Source organism: Bacillus sp. LBA3-1-1.1 (assembly GCF_040676495.1).
GTDB lineage: Bacteria > Bacillota > Bacilli > Bacillales > Bacillaceae_G > Bacillus_A > Bacillus_A nitratireducens.
Genome location: NZ_JBEGIB010000024.1, coordinates 190,775 through 216,276 on the forward strand (window position 1 = coordinate 190,775; position 25,502 = coordinate 216,276).

The following is a 25,502-nucleotide window of genomic DNA, read 5'->3' on the forward strand; positions in this document are numbered from 1 at the left end:
ATTGTTCTGTCGGTTTTAGTATGTTTTGCAAAAATGTTTTAAAGCACTCCCCTAATTCCTATGATGCTGAACTAACTTGGTTTCTACCATTTCTTTTTGAATAATATAATGCATCATCCGCTGCTTGAATAAATTGCTCAGGTGATTTTTTATACTCTGAAATCCCAACAGAAACTGTAATTTTAATTTTTGTTCCGTTTTTCAGTTGGAATGAATGCTTTTCAACAGCTAGTCGAATTTGTTCCCCTATACGAGTTCCAAATGCTAATCCCTTTTTCGGTATCAACAAGGCAAATTCTTCGCCACCCTTTCGAAAAACCAAATTAGAGAATGGTCCATTCTCTAACAAAATACGCCCTACTTGTTTTAACACTTCATCCCCAGCGGGATGACCGTATGTATCATTTACATACTTAAAGTGATCAATATCGATAAGTAATAAACAGAGTGAATCATTTTTCATATACTTGTTATCAATATGACGATTCATCTCTAAATCCAATTGCCTTACATTCCCTAGATTCGTTAATGCATCTATCGTTGCATAATGCTTCATCGTTTGAAATAATTCATTTGATTGCAATACGTAACTTGCACTTACAAATGTGATGTATGCCGCTACAATACAACAAACTAAATATAATGAAACTACATACATATCCTTAAATAAAATATAAAGTGGCAGTATTAAAATAGACAAACTGCACACATTGAACCATATCCATTTTGTAAATATGGAAATTTTCATTCGCCAAATAAGGGTAATGCCCATCCCTATTGCCACGATAGTATAGCAAGCCAATTCGGAGGCTAAAGAATACTCAGTAAAAAATAACCGCGTTATTAAAATGATTATAACTGTTATACTACTAGCTATTGGGCCACCAATTATAATTGCCAAAACAACAGCTAAATAACGCAAATCCAACATAATATCTTCAATATGTACACCAAAATGCATCAACAATATACTCAATATTCCCGTTAAAATACCGACCAAACATTTCTGCCAAAAAGAGAATCCTTCTTTTAATGGCTTATCTCTTAAAAGCTGAGCACCCACAAAGATAAAGGAAAGAATGATTGTCATATTTACAAATAAATCTCTGAACATAAAATGATCTCCCTACTTTTTCTTTTCCATCTATCCCTTTCTATATGCTATTGCATTACGGAATCCCTATAATTCCCAATATTATTTTACTGTTCCACGTGGAACAGCAAAATAAAAAAGGAGACGAAATTTCGTCTCCTCCACTAGCAACATCGTGATATCTTTCCACCTTTTGCATTAAATCTAGCTTCTTGTGCCTCAGCAAAAAATTGCTTTTGACATAGAATTTTTTCTTCTGGATGATGCGCTTTCATATGATTTACATACGTTTCATAACTTGGAACTCCGACAAGTAAACTAATAAATTGCTTTCTCTTTCCCCATAAGTCCCGTAAACTTTTAAGCATAGTTCCTCGACTCACTTTCATCTCTAGGAATATATGGCGCCTCTTTTAGCGGCATCGGCTTATTTCTTAATACTTGAATCCAAATTCGAAGTGCAGAAATTAATACAGCGATTACAACTATCATAAAAATCCCACAAAGTGCTGCATCAATATAATCATTGAAAATAATTTGCTTCATCTGAACGACATTTTTAGCTGGCGCTAACACTTTCCCCTCATCCAATGCTCCCTGAAACACCTTTGCGTGGGATAGAAATCCTATTTTAGGATTTTCATGAAATAGCTTTTGATAACCAGCTGTCATTGTTACAATAAGCAATCCGACAGTTGGGATAAGTGTCACCCAAACATATGCTTTTTTCCCCATTTTGAACAAAATTGTCGTTCCAAGTAATAATGCAATTCCCGCTAACATTTGGTTTGCAATACCAAAAAGTGGCCATAGCGTATTAATTCCGCCAAGAGGATCTACCACCCCTTGATATAAAAAGTACCCCCATCCTAGTACACATAGTGTTGTAGCTATCACATTTGCTAATGTAGAATCTGTTTTCGCAAACGGCTTATATACATGCCCTAAAATGTCTTGAATCATAAATCGCCCTACACGTGTTCCAGCATCAATCGTCGTTAAAATAAATAGTGCTTCAAAAAGAATTGCAAAATGGTACCAAAATGCCATCATCGCCGTTCCGCCCATTACTTGTGAAAATATATACGCCATACCGATTGCTAATGTTGGTGCGCCACCTGTACGTGATAAAATGGTCTGTTCTCCGACATTAACAGCAAGTTCTTTTAATTCATTCGGTGTAATAGCAAATCCCCATGAGGAAATAACTTGAGCTGCTTGTGATACATCAGTTCCAATTAGTGCCGCTGGGCTATTAATTGCAAAATAAGTTCCTGGTGTTAATACACAAGCTGCAATCATAGCCATCGCCGCTACAAACGACTCCATCAACATCGCTCCATAACCGATTGGCCTTGCATGGCCTTCTTGCTCAATCATTTTCGGTGTCGTACCTGATGAAACGAGAGCGTGGAATCCAGACACAGCACCGCAAGCTATTGTAATAAATAAGAACGGGAATAAATTTCCAGAGAAAACAGGTCCTGTTCCATCAATAAATTGAGATACTGCCGGCATCTTTAAATCTGGAGCTACAACTAAAATACCAATTGCTAATCCAAGTATCGTTCCTATTTTTAAAAATGTACTTAAATAATCGCGTGGGGCAAGAAGCATCCAAACTGGTAATGCTGATGCAATAAATCCATATACGATAAGCATAATAGCAATTGTCTCACCACTAAAAGTAAACATACTTGCAAGCGTCGGATTTTCTGCTACATATTGTCCTCCAACAAGAGATAAAACTAGTAGAATAATACCAATTGCTGATCCTTCTCCTACACGTCCTGGCCTAATGTAACGCATATAAACTCCCATTAAAATAGCAATTGGAATCGTTGCTGCGATTGTAAACATTCCCCACGGACTTCCAACGAGCGCTTTCACGACTACTAAAGCTAATACCGCTAATAAAATTATCATAATACCTAAAATACCAATCATCGCAATTAATCCTGTAACAGGACCAATCTCATCTTTAATCATTTCTCCTAATGATTTACCGTTACGTCTCATTGAAGCAAATAAAATTACAAAATCTTGTACAGCTCCAGCAATAACTACTCCAACAATAATCCAAATTGTCCCGGGTAAATAGCCCATCTGCGCCGCCAAAATTGGACCTACTAAAGGACCTGCCCCTGCAATCGCTGCAAAGTGATGGCCGAATAAAACCCATTTATTTGTCGGAACATAATCCTTCCCATCATTTAATGTATGAGCAGGTGTTTGCCTATTATTATCTAGTCCGAAAACTTTCCTCGCTATAAATCTACTATAAAAGCGATAAGCAATCGCATACACTGATACAGCAGCAACTAATAGCCATACAGCATTAATTGTTTCGCCTTGGGATAAGGCTATTACACCAAAAGCAGATGCTCCTAGTGCTGCAATAACTCCCCAAAGTAAAATTGACTTCAACGTTTTCACATACAATCCCCCCATTACTACTTCTTAGTGGAGATTGTACTAAATTTTCTGAATATTTAAGTTAAATCCTCCTTATCATGAAGGATTTCTAGTTTATCATGTTAAAATTCTCTCATTACTTGTCATAGTTCAATTTTATTTCGAAGTCGTTTTACATAATTACGACTTACTGGAATCGGTTGCTCATCGTACCCGTCTAAATACAAATTATACGTGCCATTATAATAAGGTTTAAGTTCTTGTACATATAACATATTAATTAAATAACTTTTATGTACACGTAAAAAATCATATGCATTAAGCTTATTTTCTAATTCCTGAAGTGTGTATGTTGAAATATGATGATTATTCGTTGTATAAATTGAAACTGTTTTATTTTCCTTATTTTTACTTACATATATAATATCCTCTGGAAAAATATATCTAATTCCCTCATGGCCTTCTATCGGCAGTTTACGCAAATGACTCTTTGCTTTCTCACTTTTTTCTTTCCCCATTTTATATAAAATGAATTGTAAATCTTCTTCACGAAATGGTTGCAATAAATAATAAAATGCTTGGAAACGAAAAGCTGTAATTGTCTCTTCTATATCCTCACCAATAAAAATAAATTTTGTATAACAATTCACTTCTCGTAACAAGCTCGAATATTCAAAACCAGTGCCGTCTACTAATTGCGAATTTAAAAAAACAAAATCAGGTGTATGTTTTTTCATTATTAGCAAAGATTCTGTTCCGGTTCTCGCTTCAAAACATTCTACATTCCGAATGTTCTCAGTAAAGTACTCAACTAATTTTCTTCGCTCTTCTGTCTCTTCCATGATAAGTAAAATTTTCATTTATCCAACCACCTAATTCCTTTGTCCATATGTCTTGTTGTATACATTCGCTTTAGTAAGAAACAATCCCTTTTTCTTACTATACCATTATTTATCTAAAAAAACAGAAAAAAGGAAACCACTTTGGTCTCCCCTTTTCTTTTACCTCGATTGGTGCGTGCTAATAATCAACAGGGAATGGACAAAACCTCCACTAATTAAAGTTTCACTTTATACCAATTCCTGCTGCTTTGTTTCTTTCCCAAGTATAATCACAGCAAGTGCCCCAATTAAAATTGATACACAGAAAACCGTAAATATTAGCGATAGCGAAGCTTGTGAAGCAACTAAATATCCTACTAATAGTGGTCCAAGAATACCACCAATACGTCCAAATGCCGCTGCCATTCCTGCACCTGTACCGCGAATAACTGTTGGATACTGTTCAGGTGTGTAAGCGTATAATGCACCCCAAGCACCTAAGTTAAAGAAGGATAATAACATACCCGCAACTATTAATGCTGTTAATGAATCCGCGATTCCGAACACATAAGCACTACATGCTGTACCAATTAAATACGTAACCAATACAAATTTACGACCAAGACGTTCAATAAACCATGCTGCTGTAAAATATCCTGGTAATTGAGCTAATGTCATAATAAGTACGTACTGGAAACTTTTTATTAAACTAAAACCTTTCAGTACCATTACACTAGGTAACCAAAGGAACATTCCATAATAGGAAAAGACCACACAAAACCATAAAATCCATAACATAATGGTTGCTTTACGATACTTCCCAGACCAAACCGATTTTATATTCTCAATAACAGATGGCCTTTTTTCAACCTTTTGAAACCTTGGGGAATCGGGTAAATTCCATCTTAAATATAAAGCATATAAAGCCGGAACGGCACTTAATACCATCGCAACTTCCCAACCGTATTTAGGAATCACAAAGTACGAGATAAGAGCTGCAATTAACCAGCCACCAGCCCAAAAGCTTTCTAATAGTACAACTATTTTCCCACGTTCGTGCGCTTCAACACTCTCTGATACGAGGGTAGATGCAACTGGGAGTTCTCCGCCGAGTCCCATACCAATTAAAAAGCGTAACACGAGGAACATTGTAAGTGTCGTCGTTAAGGCTGTTAAGCCACTACCAATAGAAAATAGTAATAATGTAATAATGAAGACCGATTTCCGTCCTATTTTATCTGATAGTACCCCAAAGACAAGCGCTCCTACAGCCATACCAATTGAGTTAATACTACCTATCCAACCCATCTCTTGAGTACTTAATCCCCAATCTTTTTGCAACGCCACTATTACAAATGAAAGCATTCCAACATCCATTGCGTCAAATAGCCATCCAAGCCCCGCTATACCAAGTAGCTTTCGCTTCGAAATTTCTTTTACCTTGCTCACAAGAAGTCCTCCTTACACAGCTGTCTTTACACATCATTTTACATGTGTGTATTGTATAAGTAAAATACTTTCGTGTAAAAAATTCTCCTTCATCATTCCCCCAAAGTAAAATGTTTATCAAAAATAAACAAATAAAAAAAGTAGCGATGTTCCGCTACTTTTTTGAACGCATTACTTCTTTTAAAAACTCAGCTAGTACTAACTGACGACGCCAGCGTGTTGGATTACTACATAATCTGTAAAACCACTCTAAGTGAATAGCTTGGATCCATTTTGGCGCACGTTTTACCTCTCCAGCCCACACATCTAAACTACCGCCTACTCCAACAGCCATTTTCGTTTCTAAACGATGCTTATTGTTTTGGATAAAGTTTTCTTGTCTTGGGAAGCCCAGCGCAACAAGTAATAGATCTGGTTTTGCTTCTTGAATACGAGAAACAATATTCTCTTCTTCTTCTTGTTTAAAATACCCATCTTGTGTACCCACAATAGATACAGCCGAATATGTCTTCGTTAAATGATTAGCTGCAGCTTGTACAACATGTGGTTTTGCACCTAATAAGAAAACAGATACTGGTCTATTATCTTCCGATAACTTTTCAAGTAAATTACACATTAAGTCAAAACCTGCCACACGCTCTTTTAACGGTGTCCCAAGCATACCACTCGCTTTAACAACCCCGATACCATCAGGTGTAATTAAATCTGTATTTAATAATGTTTTATGGAATTTTTCATCCTTTTTCGCGCACATAACAATTTCAGGATTCGCTGTTACTACCTGAAAAGTATGAGTTTGCTCCAATTCTAGTTGTTTCTTTAAATATTGGATTGTTTCATCCATTGTCATTGTAGAAAAAGGAACACCTAGAATATCAACCGTTTGTACTGCCATATTTAACTATCCTCTCTATCATTAAAGGTTTTTCGCTATTAATTGCTTATATGTTTCTTTCGTATCTTCATATAATTTTTGAAGTGAGAAGTTCATAGTAGCATGCTCATAAATATGTTTGCCCATCGCTGCTAACTCTCCAGTTTTCCACTTATCATACGCTTCTTCTAATGCCGATGCTAACGCTTTTCCATCACCAGTTGGCACAATCCACCCGTAAGTTTCATCTGCGATTAACGGCTCGATTTCTCCCGCTCTAGTCACAATTGATGGTACACGTTGATTTGCTGCTTCTAATAAAACTAATGGAAATCCTTCGCTATGGGAAGTTAATAAATTTACATGTGATGAAGCAAATAATTGTTTCACATCTTGACGGTGCCCTAAAAATTCAACCTTATCATTAATTCCTTTTTCAGTAGCTAACGCCTTTAACTCTCTTTCTAACGGCCCGTCACCAACTAATAATACTTTAATCTTCTCCAATTTTGTTTGTTGTAACGCATCGAATAAAACTTCATGTCCTTTAACAGGATGCAGACGTGCTACTTGGATTGCCGTAAACACATCTTCATCAATATTAAACATTTCCTTTTTATTATAGCCAGCTGCTTTTTCCTGATCATATTCAATACCGTTATAAATAACATGCATCTTTTCATTTGAAATCCCTAATGCCGCTAGGCTTTTTTTCAACCTATTCGTTACAACAAAAAATAAATCTATATTTTTTAAAGCTTTTAAATTTAACTTAGTAAAAATCCAACCTTTTATGCCTTGTTTAGTAAAGTCTTGAAATGGATCACTATGAATTGTCGTTACCCATTTTGCCGCGAATTTCTTTTTCATTAAAGAAACAAAGAAATTTGCCCTAGGACCGTGTGTATGGACTACATCAAATTTTTCTTTATTAATGAATTCACTTATGTTTTTTAAAATGGATAAATCATAGCGAGATTTTTGTGAAAACACATGAACTTTTATCCCTAGCTCTCTTGCTTCTTTCGCAACAATTCCATCTTCAAATACTGCTAATTCTACTTCACCATCCGGAAACTGATCGAGCAGTGAAATAATATGTGTTTTTCCTCCACCATCTTCTGCTCCTGCATTCATATGCAATATCCTCATATTTTTTCCTCCTTTAAATCCTCGCTACATTTCCATCTATCTTTATTTTACTGTACTAAAAAATAAAAGCTAACAAAAGTTAGCTTTTATTTTTATCATTCAATTTCTAGATCTACGATTAGATAAGCTAACACCACTACAAAGTAAATCCCTACTCCTGGTGCTGTCAAAATATGTCCTGCAATGTATGCAATACCTAGTGCTAATACTAAGCTTGCTGAAATCATTCCATATTTCACATTGAATATTTCCTTAAATCTTGTAACAAATGCTATCAAGATTCTTAAGCCGTAATAAATAAATGGAATCATCATTAACGCAAAACCAATAATTCCGAAATCATAAAACCAATCATGGAAGTCCATTTCAATTAACTTCGGATCTGGCTGCTTTTGTTCATTATACTTAAAGTTACCTGCGTAACCCATTCCGAATAGTTTTTGTGACGTTGGCGCTTCTTTAAAGAACTGCTTATGTCTTTCTTCATATACTTGACGTCCGCTAAAAATAAGATTTTCTTGATTTTCTTTCTTTTGCTCTTTCTCAAGCTCTTTCTTAACTTCCGCTTCTACCTTCGCCTTTTCTTCTGGCTTCTCAACTTTATGTTGTTTTTCTTCTTTTTTAATTTTCTCTTTAATTTCTTTTTCTTTTTGATCTTGCTGCGCTACATTTTGTTCTGATAAATAGTTGTTATGAATACCCATATTTTGTGCTAATGGCGTCATTTTAAACGTTCCGACAACACCAGCTAATAGGACAATAGCAATTAATCCATTAAGTACAAGAGACCTTTTGTTCGGATTTTTTCTATCAAATAATAATTGTAGTACAATAATCCCGATTACTGCCGCTAATGTAGCACCAATTGAGCCCATTCCTACTTTCGTACCAACTTGAATTAAAGAGTAAATCATTAGAAGCGATGGAATCCAATATAAAACGTGCTTCATGCTCTTTGTTTTTTGAATAGAATATAGTACAACAATAGGGAAAATAATAGCTAAGATTGACCCTAGTTCATTACCTGCATAGAACCAGCCTCGGGAACCAACCTTCATCCATTGATAACTACCAAAGTCTGTAGATGTCGAAATAGAAATAACCATAATAGCGTTAATGATTAATGTTGAATACACAATACTATTTCTGACTTTGTCGCTAATATTTACTTTCTTTTTCAATGATTTTAAAGCTAAAATGTATGATCCTAGCATGATATATATATATAATGCCTTCGCAACAAACTTAACTTCTTCACTAAGTACAATAGGATTCTTAACTAGTTTATTATTAATAAACCCTATCCCTAAAACTACTGCTAATAATATTAAGTAAATCAAAAACTTCCTATTTTCCTTCTCTTTTGCCTGAATTAAAATGTAAATACCACCAACAGCCATAATAAGAAATCTGACCAAAATTCCAACAGTGGCATTTGACTTTAATAAGACGATGCTAAGAGACGTTAATAAATCTAAAACAGGCTGTAAAATAATAAAAAAGAGCAAAAAATGCTCAAATCTAACCCTAGCTTGATTTGCTAACATTCCAAGACCTCCATACAAAATCTTCACATTATCTTTTAATCATAGTTTTCTACTGTTTAAACATACCTAGCAATTATAACATAACTCATATTTAAATTGAGAACTATTTTTCATGCCGAAACTAGTCAAATCCAGCATTATTAGTAACCGAAAACATTGTCCTTTAGCTATCCTTCCCTATCCCTACAAAAACTATCTAACACATATGCACTTATTTTCGATCGCACAGAAATATTTTTTTATCATTTTATATAAATGTACAAAGTGGACTTCTCCTATTGTACCATCCCTCTAACTAAGCCGCACCAAAAAACTATGCAATGAATCTTCCCACACTTTTTCACTTTACTTTATCGCTACTTATCAAGCATTTTCAAACGCTTTCTTTAGCTATTTCATCCATTTTTCTACATGTAGCGAAAAGTAATTGTTATTTCCAAAACTTTAGTGTATATTTTTTCTCTGGAACATCTTTAAGAGGAAGGAATTAAAGCCATGTTATTAATCGATATATTTACGTTTCTTGGCATTATCGCCGCTGCCATTTCTGGTACATTAGTTGGTTTGAAAAAAGATCTAGATTTATTTGGTGTCCTTTGTTTAGCTGTAGCTACTGCGCTCGGCGGCGGTATTATTCGTGATATTATGATTGGTAACCTGCCTCCTGTCGCATTTGTAAAACCCATTTACTTTTTTGTAAGTGTACTATCAGCATTATTCACATGTATGTTTTTTGAGCGCATCAATAAACTTCAAGTTGTTATTATGCTTTCTGATGCTGTTGGTTTAGGTGTATTTACAGCTATTGGTGCAAATGCAGCAATGTCACATCACGTTGACGCCTCATTTTTAGTCGTTTCAATGGGAGTTATTACAGGTATTGGGGGCGGCATTTTACGCGACATTTGCGCTCAAGATATCCCGTATGTATTCCGAAAAGAGATATATGCAATTGCTTCTATTTTAGGAGCAGTTAGTTTCCTAATTACACATGCAATGGGGGCACACGTCTTAGCTTTCTATGTTTGTTTATTAATAACATTCGTTATTCGTGTAGTCACCGTAATATATAATGTACATTTCCCAGTTTTCTTTAAAACACATGCAAAAATTAATAAGGGCCATTAAGAGAATTCCACATAGAATTCTCTTAATTTATATACAATTCTACATACTATAGAGTAATTATATATATAAAATTAAAAATGAATTAGAAACTATCCCACAAGTAATGAAGAGTATTCAAGATGCTTCCTCGAATATGGCCTTAACAGCGGATAATTTACAACTAAAACTAAACCGATAAGGCGAATCGATACAAAAAAAGAATCCGAAATGGATTCTTTTATTTTCTGAAAAAGATTTTTTGGCAATAAAAATAACTCATATAAACACCAAAGCTTTGTACAATAAACAAAGCTGGCATAATAACATTATAATATGCCACCTCTACTTGAAAGAGCCTTAACAATATGTAGCCAGTAATTAATAATACAAACAACATATATCCTTCATTTTGTTGTTTCTTGATTAGAAAATGTAATAAAGCTATGGCCATAAACAATGTCACCACTATATATATAAGCTTTTCACTTTTAAATAGAATAGAGTTTGTTCCCTCATCTGAAAATTTGTTAATAACCGGTTTTAAGGGTTTAAATCTTTCTTCTTCAATTTCTTTCAACTCTTGATCAATATGCTCTTTTACACTTTGATTTTTGAATATTTTTTCTTCACTTTGACTTTTTCCAATTAAAACAGTTTGAACATAAGTCTCATTAGAAATTGTATACTGTGACATTCCCATCATCTTGATACCATAACTCACACCAAAATGAGTACTATAAAATACAATCAGGAGTCCTATCATTTTTAATAGTAATTTTTGTTTCGCCCCTGATTGAAACACTTCAATTAACAGCACATATGCGGCTATGAAAATAGGTAAAAATAACCCCATCGGAAAAACCATATTGCTAAATGCAAATAAAACAGCTGAAATTACCCACATATAAGGATGGTCTAATCCTCTATATAAAAGTATGTAGCAAGCACAATAAAATAAAAAAATTGCGAGCGATTCCGAGGTTAATAGAGAGCCCATAAATATATTTGGAATATATAAAGCATAAAACATAGACGCAATACGACCACACTCTTCTCCAAAGACCATTGACGCAATGCGATAAATGAAAAATGCAGTTCCTGTGCAAAATAAAATATTAAATAGTTGTAAAGCGAATACCGTATCACCAAATATACGAATGATGATCGATTCATAAATAATAAAAGGTAACTGTGCTACATTCTCGATATTATTGCCAATTGCAATCTGCTTTGCAGACTCATACATAGCTTTCATATCACCTATTATTGGACCATCTACAAATAGAACTGTGATAAGTCTTACAACTATAGATATGCTTATAAGAAAAATAAGGAATTGTTTATCTGTAAAACGATATTGCAAAATCGATGCCACTAACAAAATAAGAATAACAAAAATCACTAATACGATCGTTATACTTGTTGTACTTCTCCCAAAAAATTGCTTACTTGTTTCAAATGCCGACCAACAACTATAAACAAAAAATGCGAGCATCGCACCGATCGTTATTTTACTGAAGAAAGACGAAAAATTTGTTTGTATATGATTCATATGTCCATTGCACCTCTACTTCCATTTATAACAAAACGATTCTATCATGAATAGGCACAAGGTTAATAGGGCATTTCTATGACAAATACACAGTCATTATTTTTTCACTTGCAATGTAAGCGAATCCTCTTTTACACTACATTTTATATACGATAAATTTTCTTTCAGTTACATGAATACAAATACAGAAATTTCAATAAAGTGAAACTTTAATCCGCGGGGGTTTTGTTCATCTTCTACTGACTATTAGCCTGCTATTTGCGGGATAATCCTCTTGGAACACTTTACTTCATTAAATATCTAATATGGGTACTCCACTTACACATGTCACTCTGATTGAAAACAGAAAATAGGGGATGAATATATGGAAAAGAAATTCATGCGAGAATCAAAAGCAATTAAAACAACACGTGTTTTTCCTAACGATTTAAATAATCACCAAACACTTTTCGGGGGGAAATTATTAGCAGAAATTGATAGTATCGCTTCAATTGCAGCTGCGAGACATAGCCGCAAACATTGCGTAACAGCATCTATCGATTCCGTTGATTTTTTAACTCCAATTCACCAAGCAGACTCTGTTTGTTATGAAGCATTCGTATGTTATACAGGAAAGTCTTCAATGGAAGTTTTCGTAAAAGTAATTGCAGAGGATCTACTAGCAGGCGAGCGTAGAATGGCCGCAACTTGTTTCATTACATTTGTCGCATTAAAAGACGGAAAACCTTCATCTGTACCACAAGTAATTCCTGAAACAGAGGAAGAGCACTGGTTGCACAAAACTGGATCAGAACGCGCAGAAAATCGAAAACAAGGGCGTTTGAAAAGTAAGGAAATGGCTGAAGTGTTAACTTTAAGTAAGCCTTGGAATATGTAATTGCACTTAGCACAGGTAAACATACCCATATGTTTGCCTGTTTTTTTAAATTTACCTTGAGTTAAGATACACATAATCCTTATTGACAATGAGCCACTAACTTGTCCTTTATTTTGCAAGACTATTAGTGTTATAGTATATAAGGCTTACTAAAAATGATACTGCCTATTAATATATAAAGGATGGTGCAATATGTCTGTTGAGGTACCCATTGTAATACCTAAAACCTTAATTATTATTCCCGCTTATAACGAAGAAGAAGCGATTGCAGATACATTAACAAGACTTTTAGAACTAAAAGAACACTTTGTAGGGTTAGATATTTGTGTGATTAACGATGGTTCAATGGATAAAACATCTGAAATTGTTACGACATTCCCGGTCCATCTTGTAAATCTACCTTATAATTTAGGAATTGGGTCAGCTGTACAGACTGGATACAAGTATGCTTATGAGAATAACTATGATATCGCTATTCAATTTGATGCCGATGGACAACATAACCCAGATGATTTATACAAAATCATCCAACCTATTGCTGAAAATCAATGCGATATGGTGCTAGGGTCTCGATTTACGGAAAAAACTGCATACAAGGGAAGTCTTTCAAGACGAATTGGAATATTTTACTTTACTGCCTTATTAAAATTACTAACGAAACAAACATTTATGGATCCAACATCTGGATACCGTGCTATTAATCGCGAAGTAATTCAGATTTTCGCACACAATTATCCAAAAGATTATCCAGAACCAGAAGTACTTATCCACTTAAAAAAGAAAAATCTTCGCATTAATGAAATATCAGTTAATATGCAAGAAAGACAAGGTGGACAATCGTCTATTACACCATTGAAATCTGCATATTACATGATTAAAGTAAGTTTAGCTATATTGATGCAAAAAATTGTGAAAGGTTGATAATCCATGCCTATAATTACCTTTTCATTTATCTTTATCCTATTATTATTTTTCCTGATTATTAACTCGATACGTAAAGGAACTTTAGAAACAAAATATTCCATCCTTTGGATTTTTGTTTGTATCGCAATGGCGATTTTAAGCTCTACAGATAAGATTATAAATTGGATTGGGAAACTATTACACGTAGAATACCCACCATCTGTTTTATTCCTGTTCGGACTTTTATTCTGCTTTATTTTAATTTTTGATTTAACTCGTAAGGTTTCTAAACAGCATCACCAACTTGTAACATTGACACAAGATTATGCGCTGCTAAAACAAAAATTAAATAATAAAGAACAAAATGATTCTTTACATGATGCATAATTAAAAATGACCTACTTTCTATTTTAGAAAGTAGGTCATTTTTATATACCATTTAAATATAATTTTTTGATAGTTTTAATGAAATTATTTACCTACTTTAGAAATGGTCTGCTAACCCTCATAACAGTTGCGACAATACCTACACCTATCATTATAAATAGCATTGGCATCAATGGGAGCGCATAGCGATCATACGCAAAGTATAAACTATTGAAAAAAGTCTGGAATAAAATATTTATCCATAAGAATGAATACTCTCTCCATCTTCTCCAACAGAATGCAAATGCTAGGATAGAGCAAATTATGAAGCCTGTTTTAATTGGGTCATAAATTTTCTTCATGTCTTCCGCAGATATATCAAAAATACTAATTGGAGTGGCTGGATAATAATATGCTTTTTCCCAGAAAATTTGTGGCTTTAAAATCAAATAACTTTTCAGCATTGATTTTTTATCTGTATGCCACCATTCCTTAATACGGTCCATCGCTACTTCTTGTTGCTTCGCCATTAATTCATGCGCTTCTATACCCGGATATTTCGCGAGAATTTCCGCATCAATTTCTTCCATGCTTTTTCCAGGTGGATAACCTTCACCTTGATATGTGCCCAGTAGCAACGGATTACCTGAACCTGCTGTAAGCGGGATAAACTTGTGAAATTGAACATAATTACGTGCCCACCAAGGACCAAGCACAACAAGTAACACTAATACACTAATACACTAATACAAGCTTGCTTTATCATTAGGCGGAATGGATATCGTTTTGCTACAAGATATACAAATAATAGAATTGGATATAAAGCGATTTGTACCCTGAAATATAGTGCAACAAAGTAGAATAATAAAATAATATAAAAATCTTTCATTGAATGCGTATCTGCTAATTTCAAACTCCAATACAATAGCCCTAATGATAGGAATAGATACGGACTTTCTGTCAACGTCAAGTTCTCTACTACCACTTCAGGAGGGTATAATGCTAATAACAATGCAGCAATTAATCCTACTGCTGGATTTAAAATATATGTACCAATCTTATAAGTCATATAAATACTTAAGACACCAAAAGTTATCATAACTAATTTTGCACATAAAACACCAAGGCTTCCGTGTCCAAATATGGCGAATATGCCTGCTAATAAAAATACTTGTCCAGGCATAATATGAACAGTTGGTTTTGTCGGATCATGATACGTCAACATACCCGTTTCTAAAAAATTGACAGCATTTTTTTGATACATTAAATCATCACTACCAAGTGTTAAATCACTACCGTATGTTTTTAAAGTCATTAACCGAAATATCAAGCCAATAACCAGAATTATGCCCAATATTATTAACTCAGGTCTTCGAATATACTTTTGTAATATTCTAAAGTTTCCTCCCTTTTATTACAAAACATTTGCGTTTTAAACGAAAATATACGCATACATCTTTTCATTATAACCAAATTCCATGTAGGACTTCTATATTTTTAATAATAATTATTATATACATAAAGTTGATTTACAAACTTTATATGCGGTAAACTTATACAGATGTTCTTATAACCTTCTTTTTACAAAAAGATTTATATAATAAAAATTTGAGGAGTTAAAATTCTATGATGGAACAAAACCAACTCGTCTCAGTTGTTATTCCTTTATACAATGCAGAGAAATATATTGAAGAGACGATGCAATCGATACTAGATCAAACATATAAAAATATTGAAATTGTCATTGTAGATGATGGAAGTAAAGACCAATCAGCTTCTATCGTAAAAAATCTTGAGAAAAAATATCCAGGACAAATAAAATACATCCCTCAAGAAAATCAAGGTGTTTCTGTTGCTCGTAATACTGGAATTGAAAATGCTAGCGGAGAATATGTTGCTTTTCTTGATAGCGATGATTTATGGCATCCAACAAAAATCGAAAAACAAGTTGAAAGCATGCATAAAAACAACATGAATGCTTGTTATTGTGGCTATATGAACTTTTATGAAGAAACTGGTGAAAAAGTTGAGCACACGACAAACTTTATTAAAGGTGATATGACGAAAGCTTTCTTAACGCATCAAGTTGTTGCGCAAACGAGTACTTGGATTTTCAAAAGATCTATCGTGATGGATCATAATATTCGTTTCACACCAGGATGTAGCTGGGGAGAAGATTTAGAATTTCTATTTAAATTAATGAGTGTAGCAAACGTATGCTATGTAGATGAATATTTAACGTATTATCGAATCTTATCAGAAGGAAATCTTTCTTCAAAGTATAAAGATTATGAATTAAAAACAGCAAAAGAATTAGAAGTATTTAATCGAATGAAGGATTGGGTTCACAATAAATCAAAAGACTTAATCGTGAATGATTCTACAGATCTTCTTGAAATTCTTGAAACCTACCTATTCCCATATACAGTCATTAATAACGCTTGTATATACATTAAGGGCAGCTCTAAATTAGATAAATCACAAGTCCAACTAATCAAAAGCGATATAAATAAATATTGCCGCAAGATTTATTCAAAAAATGGAAAACGAAGCAAGAAGTTATACGCGATGCTTTGGTTTGTGCGAATCAAGTTTATGTTTTCTTAAATAAAAAATACGCTTCTAAACATTCTTTCCGTAAACAAATCAAATTTACAAATAGGACGAAGCGCGTCCTGAAGAATAGAAAGGTCTTTTTCCATGAAAACAAATAAAATCCTTAAAAACGCCTCCTACCTCTTTGTAGGAAATATCACCGTTCGATTTGTACTAGCTATTGCTACCATTCTCTTTGCAAGATATGTTTCACCAAATGAGTATGGGATGTTTACAGTTGCATTAGCAGTTTCCGCTGTCATTTGTTATTTTACAGATGCAGGTTTGACACATACGTTTATGCGTGAAGGAACGAGAAGCGACGCTAACATTAGCGTATTAATAAGTAGTTATTTACGTATTCGTTTAGTATTAGCTATCGTAATTTCTGTGCTCTTCGCTATTTTCGCTCAGTTCTTCTACACTGATGCTTACTTACGTGCCATGGTATATTGGGTCGTACTACCAACCATGTTTGGAGCCACTTTACAAGGTGTTGGGATGGCTTATTTCCAAGTAACAGAGCGTATGCAATTTACAGCGATTATTTCTGTACTACAAGGTGTGACAGCCGCAGCCGCTCTTCTGCTAGGGATGTCATTTAAATGGTCACTTATGATGGTCGCTGCCATGTACGGAATATCTAGCCTTGTAACAGGGGTCATTGCCTTTATAATGACAATCCGCTATACAACAATTCATAAGGGCTGGGATAAGGGCATCTTAGATCAATTACTTATTTTCACAATCAATGGCGTTATCATTATGCTTTTACCGCAGTTAGGTCCCATTATATTAGAAAAAGTTTCAGTGAATGAGCAAGTTGGATTCTTTGGAGCTGCATCGAAAATACCTGCTGTACTTTATCAAATACCTGGTGTAATTGCAGCGGCCTTTTATCCAAAGTTATTTGCATTTGGAAATGAAAATAATATTGATGAACATAGAAAACTATCTCAGTTCGAATTAAAACTTATGTCTTTCTTAGGGATGGGAATCTCGATTCCATTTATCGCCGATCCAAGTTTTTGGATTGTTACTTTATTAGGCGAAGAATATGCACCAGCTGGTGATGCTCTTGCAATCTTAGCCTTTATGGTTATTTTACAATCTATCAACTATCCACTTGCTGATAATTTAACAACTATTGGTCAACAGTGGAAGCGTGCGACAACGATGGGAATTGGATTAGCTGTCGCTATCATAAGTTACATCGCATTAGGCAGCCAATTTGGAATGATGGGAGCTGCGGCAGCTGCGATCATTACCGAGATTACATTATTAATCGGATTTACTTTATTCGTTCGTAAAGGTTTTTCATTACTATTCAAAGGAATAATATTCAATGCACTAGCGTTTATAATCAGTTACGCAATATACCGCACAGCATTAATTAACTTACCGCCACTAATAGCTTTAACACTTACTGGTATATTGTACGGTATTATCGGTCTTGCCATTGACCCTCAAATACGCGGGTTGATTTTAGGATTTATAAATAAAAAGCTAGGTAAGAAAATAGCATAAAGGCCAAGTTCTTTTTCATCTTTATGAAAAAGAACTTGGCTTTTTTATTACCCTCGACATATAAAATAGTTTCTTTTGATCCTTCATAGCACCAGCTCTTCTCGACGATATTTTTCATATCTCACAATATAATTAAACACCTTTCAATTACACTCTATATTTTCCCAGAAACAATGCAATGTTAATCTTGAAAAAATATACATTTTGAAAGGATAGCATTATACTCAAGAATTTAGTATCATGATTCAAGACACTATTTTGAAATGGACGGGGGACACTATGAGCTTATTAACAGTCGAAAAATTAGGACACACATTTGGTGATCGAACATTATTTAAAGATGTATCCATGCGTTTACTAGCAGGAGAACATGTTGGATTAGTCGGTGCAAACGGTGTAGGTAAATCAACATTTATGAATATTATTACTGGGCAACTTATCCATGATGAGGGCCGTGTAGAATGGACACCTGGTACAAATTACAGTTACTTAGACCAGCATACAATTTTAACACCTGGTCGCACAATTCGTGATGTATTAGCTGACGCATTTTTACCTTTATTTGAAAAAGAAAAAGCTTTAAATGAAGTTGCAGAAAAAATGGGAACTGCAACACCAGAAGAATTAGAGGAACTTCTTGAAGAGATGGCGGAAATACAAGATGCCCTCGAAGCAGGTGGTTTCTATTTATTAGATATTAAAATTGAAGAAGCGGCACGTGGTCTTGGAATTGATGCAATCGGTTTAGACCGTGATGTTGCTGCATTAAGTGGTGGGCAACGTACAAAGGTATTACTAGCAAAATTATTACTTGAACAACCAGAAGTATTACTATTAGATGAGCCTACTAACTATTTAGATGTTGAACATATTCATTGGTTAACAACTTATTTAAAGGAATACCCACATGCATTCCTATTAATTTCCCATGATACGGAATTTATGAATAAATGTGTCGATGTTATTTTCCATCTAGAATTTACAAAAATGACGCGTTATACAGCGACATATGAAAAATTCCTAGAACTAGCAGAAATTAATAAAAATCAACATATAAATGCTTATGAAAAACAGAAAGAGTTTATTAAAAAGCAAGAAGACTTTATTGCGAAGAACAAGGCTCGTTATTCAACGACAGGTCGTGCAAAGAGTCGTCAAAAACAACTTGATCGCATGGAGCGTATTGATCGTCCTGAAACAGCAATTAAGCCCGAATTCTCATTTAAAGAATGTCGTGCAAGTAGCCGTTTCGTCTTTGAAGGTGAAAATGTAGAAATCGGATATACACACCCATTACTACCAAAACTAACAATGACAATTGAACGCGGTGAAAAAATTGCCATTGTTGGATGTAATGGTGTCGGTAAATCAACATTACTAAAAACAATTTTAGGAAAAATTAAACCTTTAAGCGGTAAAACGAGTCTTGGTGACTTCTTAGAGCCTGCATACTTTGAGCAAGAAGTAAAAGCAGATAATATAACACCAATTGATGATGTTTGGAACACATTCCCTAGCATGGACCAACATCAAATTCGTGCAATGTTAGCGAAATGCGGATTAAAAAATGAGCATATCTCTCGCCCGCTAAATCAATTAAGTGGTGGCGAACAAGCAAAAGTTCGTTTATGTAAGCTAATGGGTGAAGAAAGTAACTGGATCCTATTCGATGAGCCAACAAACCATCTTGATGTTACAGCAAAGGAAGAACTTCAAAAAGCTCTGAAAGCATATAAAGGGACAATCCTTCTTGTATGTCACGAACCAGAATTTTATGAAGGCTGGATCACAAAAACTTGGAATGTTGAAGAGTGGGCAGAACAAAATAATTAAGCCTTAAATTATTTCATTATAATTGTAAAATAAAATCCGTTCCTAGAAAGTACTTAGGAACGGATTTTTTTATAATAATGGAACTTTCACTAGCTTCAGGCCAGTACGAGGAAAAGATTCAACTAACATTTCATTATTTCAACTCGATATTATAATATCGAGCTAACCTTACTCTAAAATCCTTCAAATCATTATATGCTTCCAAATTCGCTAACATCCCTCGAATCACTGGAATCCTAGGATTTTGAACTCTCATTTCTGATTCTAAAACATCTAAAGTGACTAAAACCTCATCATTTTCCAGTTGGTCTGCTAATGCTCGTTTTAATATAATAATTTCATTTAAAAAGTGCTCTTTCACCTGTTCTTTAATAAGCTCTGAGCTACAAAAAAGCTCCCCAATCTTTTCTTCATTTAAAACAGGTTCCTCCGAAGATTCTAGAAGCCCTTCTACTAAATTGTCTATCCTATTTAAAATAAAAGCTGAGACATAGGACAAATCAACTTCTGGCGCATTTAAAATAATTAATTCTAAATACCCACGGCATATCCCTTCTACCATAATTACTAAATCTAGCAAATATGGAATAACCTTCTCACCATAAATGGACAGTAAGCTATTTTGATAAAATGCATGAGACTCTAATTTCATCCGCATCATAAATTCTTCTACTTCTTTATTAAATGGAATAGCATTTTCTCTCGCGTGCATAATAATAAATTCCTTATGCTTCCGTACATCAGTAAACTGGCAACACAATTGTTTTTCAAATTTTTCACGTGGCAATAAAGATTCTCTATCAATATCCAGCATTTTCTTTTGGATTTTGTCATAATAATATCGAAGTGTCGCTAATAACAACTCATCTTTCGATTTAAAATATAAATAAAAAGCCCCTTTTGATATACCACAAGCTGTGACAATTTCCTGTACTGGCGTTGCATTCACACCCTTAGTCGCAAATAACTTCATAGCCGATTCTATAATTAAACGCTCTTTTTCTTTCATATCTTCTCTCCTAAATTTAATCTCGCATCATATTATAAATTCAATTTTATCCCGCTATTTATGGACGGTGAGACAACCACTTCAAAATTCTGTGGAAGCAAAGAATTTTAGGTGACCGTAAAAGCCCTCTGGTTATAGTTTCACTTTATTATACCATCTCTTTTCATTGACGACTGACCAATCAGTCAGTTATATTATGTATTAGACTGACCAGTTGGTCAATAAAATAAAAAGGGAGCGCAAACATGAACAAAATCATCAATTTTTCGTTAAAAAACAAGTTCGCGGTTTGGCTACTAACCATTATTGTTACGATTGCTGGGATTTATTCTGGACTCAATATGAAGCTGGAAACAATTCCTGATATTACAACACCTGTTGTAACAGTAACTACGGTTTATCCTGGTGCTACACCAGAAGAAGTAGCTGACAAAGTTTCAAAACCGATGGAAGAGCAACTGCAAAATTTAAGCGGTGTAAACGTTGTTAGTTCATCATCTTTTCAAAACGCATCTTCTATTCAAGTAGAGTATGATTTTGATAAAAATATGGAAAAGGCCGAAACAGAAATTAAAGAATCTCTCGCGAATGTGAAACTTCCTGAAGGCGTAAAAGATCCGAAAGTTTCACGAGTAAACTTTAATGCTTTTCCTGTTATTTCGTTAAGTGTAGCAAGTAAAAATGAATCTTTAGCTACGTTAACAGAAAATGTAGAAAAAAATGTTGTTCCAGGATTAAAAGGACTTGATGGTGTTGCATCTGTTCAAATTTCAGGTCAACAAGTAGATGAAGTACAACTTGTTTTCAAGAAAGATAAGATGAAAGAATTAGGTTTAAGTGAAGATACTGTAAAAAATGTGATTAAAGGATCGGATGTATCTTTACCACTTGGCTTATATACATTTAAAGACACGGAAAAATCAGTTATTGTAGATGGAAATATTACAACAATTAAAGCATTAAAAGAGCTAAAAATCCCAGCTGTACCTTCAGCACCTAGCGCTCAAGGTAATCAAAATGCTGGAGCCGGTGCACAAACGCCGCAAATGAATCCAGCCGCTATGAACGGAATTCCGACAGTTACATTAGACGAAATTGCTGACATTAAAGAAGTCGGAAAAGCAGAATCTATTTCTCGAACAAATGGAAAAGAAGCCATTGGAATTCAAATTGTGAAAGCTGCTGACGCGAATACAGTTGATGTTGTAAATGCAGTGAAAGATAAAGTAACAGACCTTGAGAAAAAATATAAAGACTTAGAGATTATTTCAACATTCGACCAAGGTGCACCGATTGAGAAATCAGTAGAAACAATGCTGAGCAAAGCCATTTTTGGTGCTATCTTTGCGATTGTTATTATTATGCTGTTCTTACGAAATATCCGAACAACATTAATCTCTGTCGTTTCCATCCCACTTTCTTTATTGATTGCTGTATTAGTCATAAAACAAATGGATATTACGCTTAACATTATGACACTCGGAGCAATGACAGTCGCTATCGGACGCGTCGTCGATGATTCCATTGTTGTTATTGAAAATATTTACCGACGTATGTCGTTATCAGAAGAGAAACTGCGCGGGAAAGATTTAATTCGTGAAGCTACGAAAGAAATGTTTATCCCAATTATGTCTTCTACCATTGTAACAATTGCTGTATTCTTACCGCTTGGACTAGTAAAAGGTATGATTGGTGAAATGTTCTTACCATTCGCCTTAACTATCGTCTTCGCATTATTAGCATCGTTACTAGTAGCAGTTACAATCGTACCGATGCTAGCTCACTCTTTATTTAAAAAAGAGAGCATGAGGGAAAAAGAAGTACATCACGAAGAAAAACCAAGTAAATTAGCAAACGGTTATAAACGTATACTTGAATGGGCTTTAAATCATAAAATCATCACATCAAGTATTGCTGTCCTTCTATTAGTAGGTAGCCTTGCACTTGTGCCGATTATCGGTGTAAGTTTCTTACCATCTGAAGAAGAAAAAATGATCATTACAACGTACAATCCTGAACCAGGGCAAACGTTAGAAGACGTTGAAAAAATTGCAACGAAAGCTGAGAAGCACTTCCAAGATAATAAAGACGTGAAAACAATTCAGTTCTCATTAGGTGGCGAAAACCCAATGAGTCCTGGTCAATCAAATCAAGCAATGTTCTTCGTACAATATGATAACGACACGAAAAACTTCGAAAAAGAGAAAGAACAAGTCGTAAAAGATTTACAAAAGATGTCTGGAAAAGGTGAATGGAAAAACCAAGATTTCGGAGCGAGTGGCGGTAGTAATGAAATTAAACTATACGTTTACGGAGATAACTCGGAAGACATTAAACCTGTCGTAAAAGATATTCAAAATATCATGAAGAAAAATAAAGACTTAAAAGATGTAGACTCTAGTATTGCAAAAACATATGCAGAATACACTTTAGTCGCAGACCAGGAAAAACTAAGTAAAATGGGTCTAACGGCTGCGCAAATTGGAATGGGACTTTCTAATCAACATGATCGCCCTGTTCTGACAACAATTAAAAAAGACGGTAAAGATGTCAATGTATATGTAGAAGCTGAAAAACAAAATTATGAAACAATCGATGACTTAACAAACCGAAAACTTACAACACCACTTGGTAATGAAGTGGCTGTGAAAGATGTGATGACTGTAAAAGAAGGGGAAACTTCGAATACAGTGAAACACCGCGACGGTCGTGTTTATGCAGAAGTAAGTGCGAAATTAACATCTGATGACGTTTCAAAAGCATCTGCCTCTGTTCAAAAAGAAGTAGATAAAATGGATCTTCCTTCTGGCGTAGATGTTTCTATGGGCGGCGTTTCAAAAGATATTGAAGAATCATTCAAGCAACTTGGCTTAGCGATGTTAGCTGCGATTGCCATTGTATACTTCGTTCTTGTCGTTACATTTGGCGGTGCTCTTGCGCCATTCGCAATTTTATTCTCGCTACCATTTACAATTATCGGAGCTCTTGTTGCCTTATTAATCTCTGGTGAAACGTTAAGTGTCTCTGCAATGATTGGTGCGCTTATGTTAATCGGTATCGTTGTAACAAACGCTATCGTACTTATCGACCGCGTTATTCATAAGGAAAATGAAGGTCTATCAACGCGTGAAGCTTTATTAGAAGCGGGTGCTACACGCCTTCGCCCTATTTTAATGACTGCAATTGCAACAATCGGGGCTCTTATCCCGCTTGCATTAGGATTTGAAGGTAGCGGCTTAATTTCTAAAGGACTTGGTGTAACAGTAATTGGTGGATTAACAAGTTCAACGTTATTAACACTTCTTATTGTTCCAATCGTTTATGAAGCACTAAGCAAATTTAAAAAGAAAAAAGTAAAATAAAAAAATAACCTCGCTAACTGCGAGGTTATTTTTTATTTCCGAAAAGGATTAGAAAATCACCATATCCTTCTTTTTCTAACTCTTCTTTTTGAATAAAGCGTAGCGCCGCTGAATTAATACAGTAACGAAGACCATTTGGTCCTGGACCGTCTGGAAATACATGCCCAAGATGTGAATCTCCTTCTTTACTTCTCACTTCCGTACGCGTCATATTATGACTAACATCCATTTTTTCTTTCACACTAGCTGACATAACTGGCTTTGTAAAACTAGGCCATCCACATCCACTATCAAATTTATCTAAAGAAGTAAATAGCGGTTCACCTGAGACGATATCTACATAAAGTCCTTCTTCTTTATGATTCCAATATTCATTTTGAAAGGGTGGCTCAGTTCCATTTTCCTGTGTTACATAAAATTGCATCTCATTTAGTTTTTCTTTTAAATGAGCATTATTTTTTGGCCAATGTTGTTTAATAAAAGCATCTCGCCCTGAACCCTTACGATATAACTCATAACGGAATGTGTTTTTCTTATGATATCCTTGGTGATATTCTTCAGCAGGATAAAACGTAATAGCTGGTAATATTTTTGTCGCAATCGGCTTTGAAAAGCGTCCGCTCTTTGCAAGCTCTTCTTTTGAAATCTCTGCTTTTTTATGTTGTTCTTCATTATGATAAAAAATCACCGTTTCGTAAGACTGTCCACGATCGTGGAATTGTCCACCGATATCAGTCGGATCAATTTGTCTCCAATATATATTTAATAACTCTTCATACGGCATTTTATTTGCATCAAATGTAATTTGTACTGCCTCATAATGTCCTGTCGTTTCCGAACATACTTCTTTATACGTTGGATCCTCTTTATGACCACCTGTATAACCAGAAACAACCTTTATAATCCCTTCCATTTCTTCAAATGGCGAAACCATACACCAGAAGCATCCTCCAGCAAATGTAGCTAACTCTACCTTTTCATTTACAGCCATTCTTTCACCCCTATTCTATGTTCTTCTTA

General features: G+C 34.6%; 19 protein-coding genes and 1 pseudogene. 8 read left to right on the forward strand and 12 right to left on the reverse strand.

Translation table 11 applies throughout. The features are described from left to right. Positions 1–58: 58 nt before the first annotated feature. The 8 genes from MRBLBA3_RS19700 to MRBLBA3_RS19735 form a co-directional block, all read right to left on the reverse strand. Positions 59–1,114 carry a diguanylate cyclase gene (locus MRBLBA3_RS19700; RefSeq protein ID WP_363383096.1) on the reverse strand — a complete coding sequence of 352 codons (1,056 nt, stop codon included), beginning with the start codon at positions 1,112–1,114 and terminating at the stop codon, positions 59–61. A gap of 143 nt (positions 1,115–1,257) precedes the next feature. Continuing rightward, on the reverse strand, positions 1,258–1,461 hold the full coding sequence (locus MRBLBA3_RS19705; RefSeq protein WP_016131012.1) for a YbdD/YjiX family protein: 204 nt from the start codon (positions 1,459–1,461) through the stop codon (positions 1,258–1,260). Then, the gene (cstA, locus tag MRBLBA3_RS19710) at positions 1,454–3,529 is read right to left on the reverse strand and encodes a carbon starvation protein CstA (protein WP_363383099.1); all 2,076 of its coding nucleotides are present in this window, start codon (positions 3,527–3,529) and stop codon (positions 1,454–1,456) included. The genes MRBLBA3_RS19705 and cstA overlap by 8 nt, the downstream gene beginning before the upstream one ends. A gap of 122 nt (positions 3,530–3,651) precedes the next feature. After that, positions 3,652–4,368 carry a LytR/AlgR family response regulator transcription factor gene (locus MRBLBA3_RS19715; protein WP_071744002.1) on the reverse strand — a complete coding sequence of 239 codons (717 nt, stop codon included), beginning with the start codon at positions 4,366–4,368 and terminating at the stop codon, positions 3,652–3,654. A gap of 210 nt (positions 4,369–4,578) precedes the next feature. Beyond that, on the reverse strand, positions 4,579–5,778 hold the full coding sequence (locus tag MRBLBA3_RS19720; RefSeq protein WP_363383102.1) for an MFS transporter: 1,200 nt from the start codon (positions 5,776–5,778) through the stop codon (positions 4,579–4,581). 154 nt (positions 5,779–5,932) lie between these two features. Then, positions 5,933–6,673: a WecB/TagA/CpsF family glycosyltransferase gene (locus MRBLBA3_RS19725; RefSeq protein ID WP_097808744.1), complete on the reverse strand. Its 741-nt coding sequence runs from the start codon at positions 6,671–6,673 to the stop codon at positions 5,933–5,935. A gap of 21 nt (positions 6,674–6,694) precedes the next feature. Then, the gene (locus tag MRBLBA3_RS19730) at positions 6,695–7,804 is read right to left on the reverse strand and encodes a glycosyltransferase family 4 protein (protein WP_071734760.1); all 1,110 of its coding nucleotides are present in this window, start codon (positions 7,802–7,804) and stop codon (positions 6,695–6,697) included. Between the two features lie 95 nt (positions 7,805–7,899). After that, positions 7,900–9,351, reverse strand: a complete 1,452-nt coding sequence (locus tag MRBLBA3_RS19735) for an O-antigen ligase family protein (RefSeq protein WP_097808745.1) — start codon at positions 9,349–9,351, stop codon at positions 7,900–7,902. Between the two features lie 495 nt (positions 9,352–9,846). Here MRBLBA3_RS19735 and MRBLBA3_RS19740 point away from each other — a divergent pair, with 495 nt between their 5' ends. Further along, the gene (locus MRBLBA3_RS19740) at positions 9,847–10,479 is read left to right on the forward strand and encodes a trimeric intracellular cation channel family protein (protein WP_000924380.1); all 633 of its coding nucleotides are present in this window, start codon (positions 9,847–9,849) and stop codon (positions 10,477–10,479) included. Between the two features lie 217 nt (positions 10,480–10,696). On the opposite strand, the gene MRBLBA3_RS19745 is transcribed toward MRBLBA3_RS19740, so the two are convergent. Continuing rightward, positions 10,697–12,010 (reverse strand): ArnT family glycosyltransferase, encoded by a 1,314-nt coding sequence (locus MRBLBA3_RS19745; RefSeq protein WP_016131018.1) that lies wholly within the window; start codon positions 12,008–12,010, stop codon positions 10,697–10,699. Between the two features lie 364 nt (positions 12,011–12,374). Between MRBLBA3_RS19745 and MRBLBA3_RS19750 the strand changes: the two genes are divergently transcribed. The 3 genes from MRBLBA3_RS19750 to MRBLBA3_RS19760 all read left to right on the forward strand — a co-directional run bounded on the left by MRBLBA3_RS19750 (position 12,375) and on the right by MRBLBA3_RS19760 (position 14,177). After that, on the forward strand, positions 12,375–12,887 hold the full coding sequence (locus MRBLBA3_RS19750) for an acyl-CoA thioesterase (protein ID WP_363383107.1): 513 nt from the start codon (positions 12,375–12,377) through the stop codon (positions 12,885–12,887). A gap of 192 nt (positions 12,888–13,079) precedes the next feature. After that, positions 13,080–13,808: a glycosyltransferase family 2 protein gene (locus MRBLBA3_RS19755; protein WP_363383109.1), complete on the forward strand. Its 729-nt coding sequence runs from the start codon at positions 13,080–13,082 to the stop codon at positions 13,806–13,808. 6 nt (positions 13,809–13,814) lie between these two features. Next, the gene (locus MRBLBA3_RS19760) at positions 13,815–14,177 is read left to right on the forward strand and encodes a DUF2304 domain-containing protein (RefSeq protein WP_002089883.1); all 363 of its coding nucleotides are present in this window, start codon (positions 13,815–13,817) and stop codon (positions 14,175–14,177) included. Positions 14,178–14,269: 92 nt separating this feature from the next. On the opposite strand, the pseudogene MRBLBA3_RS19765 reads toward MRBLBA3_RS19760, so the two are convergent. Beyond that, positions 14,270–15,549: pseudogene (locus MRBLBA3_RS19765) on the reverse strand (glycosyltransferase family 39 protein). Positions 15,550–15,782: 233 nt separating this feature from the next. On the opposite strand from MRBLBA3_RS19765, the gene MRBLBA3_RS19770 reads away from it, so the two are divergent. From MRBLBA3_RS19770 to MRBLBA3_RS19780, 3 genes are all read left to right on the forward strand, one after another. Further along, complete coding sequence (locus MRBLBA3_RS19770; RefSeq protein WP_363383112.1) at positions 15,783–16,763, forward strand: glycosyltransferase family 2 protein; 981 nt, start codon at positions 15,783–15,785, stop codon at positions 16,761–16,763. Positions 16,764–16,856: 93 nt separating this feature from the next. Beyond that, positions 16,857–18,278: an oligosaccharide flippase family protein gene (locus tag MRBLBA3_RS19775; RefSeq protein ID WP_363383115.1), complete on the forward strand. Its 1,422-nt coding sequence runs from the start codon at positions 16,857–16,859 to the stop codon at positions 18,276–18,278. 279 nt (positions 18,279–18,557) lie between these two features. Beyond that, positions 18,558–20,111, forward strand: a complete 1,554-nt coding sequence (locus tag MRBLBA3_RS19780; RefSeq protein WP_363383118.1) for an ABC-F family ATP-binding cassette domain-containing protein — start codon at positions 18,558–18,560, stop codon at positions 20,109–20,111. A gap of 133 nt (positions 20,112–20,244) precedes the next feature. Here the strand turns inward: MRBLBA3_RS19780 and MRBLBA3_RS19785 are convergent, their stop codons facing one another. Further along, positions 20,245–21,120, reverse strand: coding sequence for a TetR/AcrR family transcriptional regulator (locus tag MRBLBA3_RS19785; protein ID WP_363383121.1), 876 nt, complete (start codon positions 21,118–21,120; stop codon positions 20,245–20,247). Positions 21,121–21,365: 245 nt separating this feature from the next. Between MRBLBA3_RS19785 and MRBLBA3_RS19790 the strand changes: the two genes are divergently transcribed. Then, entirely contained in the window at positions 21,366–24,482 is a 3,117-nt protein-coding gene (locus MRBLBA3_RS19790) for an efflux RND transporter permease subunit (RefSeq protein WP_363383124.1), read from the forward strand. A gap of 25 nt (positions 24,483–24,507) precedes the next feature. Here the strand turns inward: MRBLBA3_RS19790 and msrB are convergent, their stop codons facing one another. Then, positions 24,508–25,473, reverse strand: a complete 966-nt coding sequence (gene msrB / locus MRBLBA3_RS19795) for a peptide-methionine (R)-S-oxide reductase MsrB (RefSeq protein ID WP_363383127.1) — start codon at positions 25,471–25,473, stop codon at positions 24,508–24,510. Positions 25,474–25,502 lie beyond the last annotated feature (29 nt).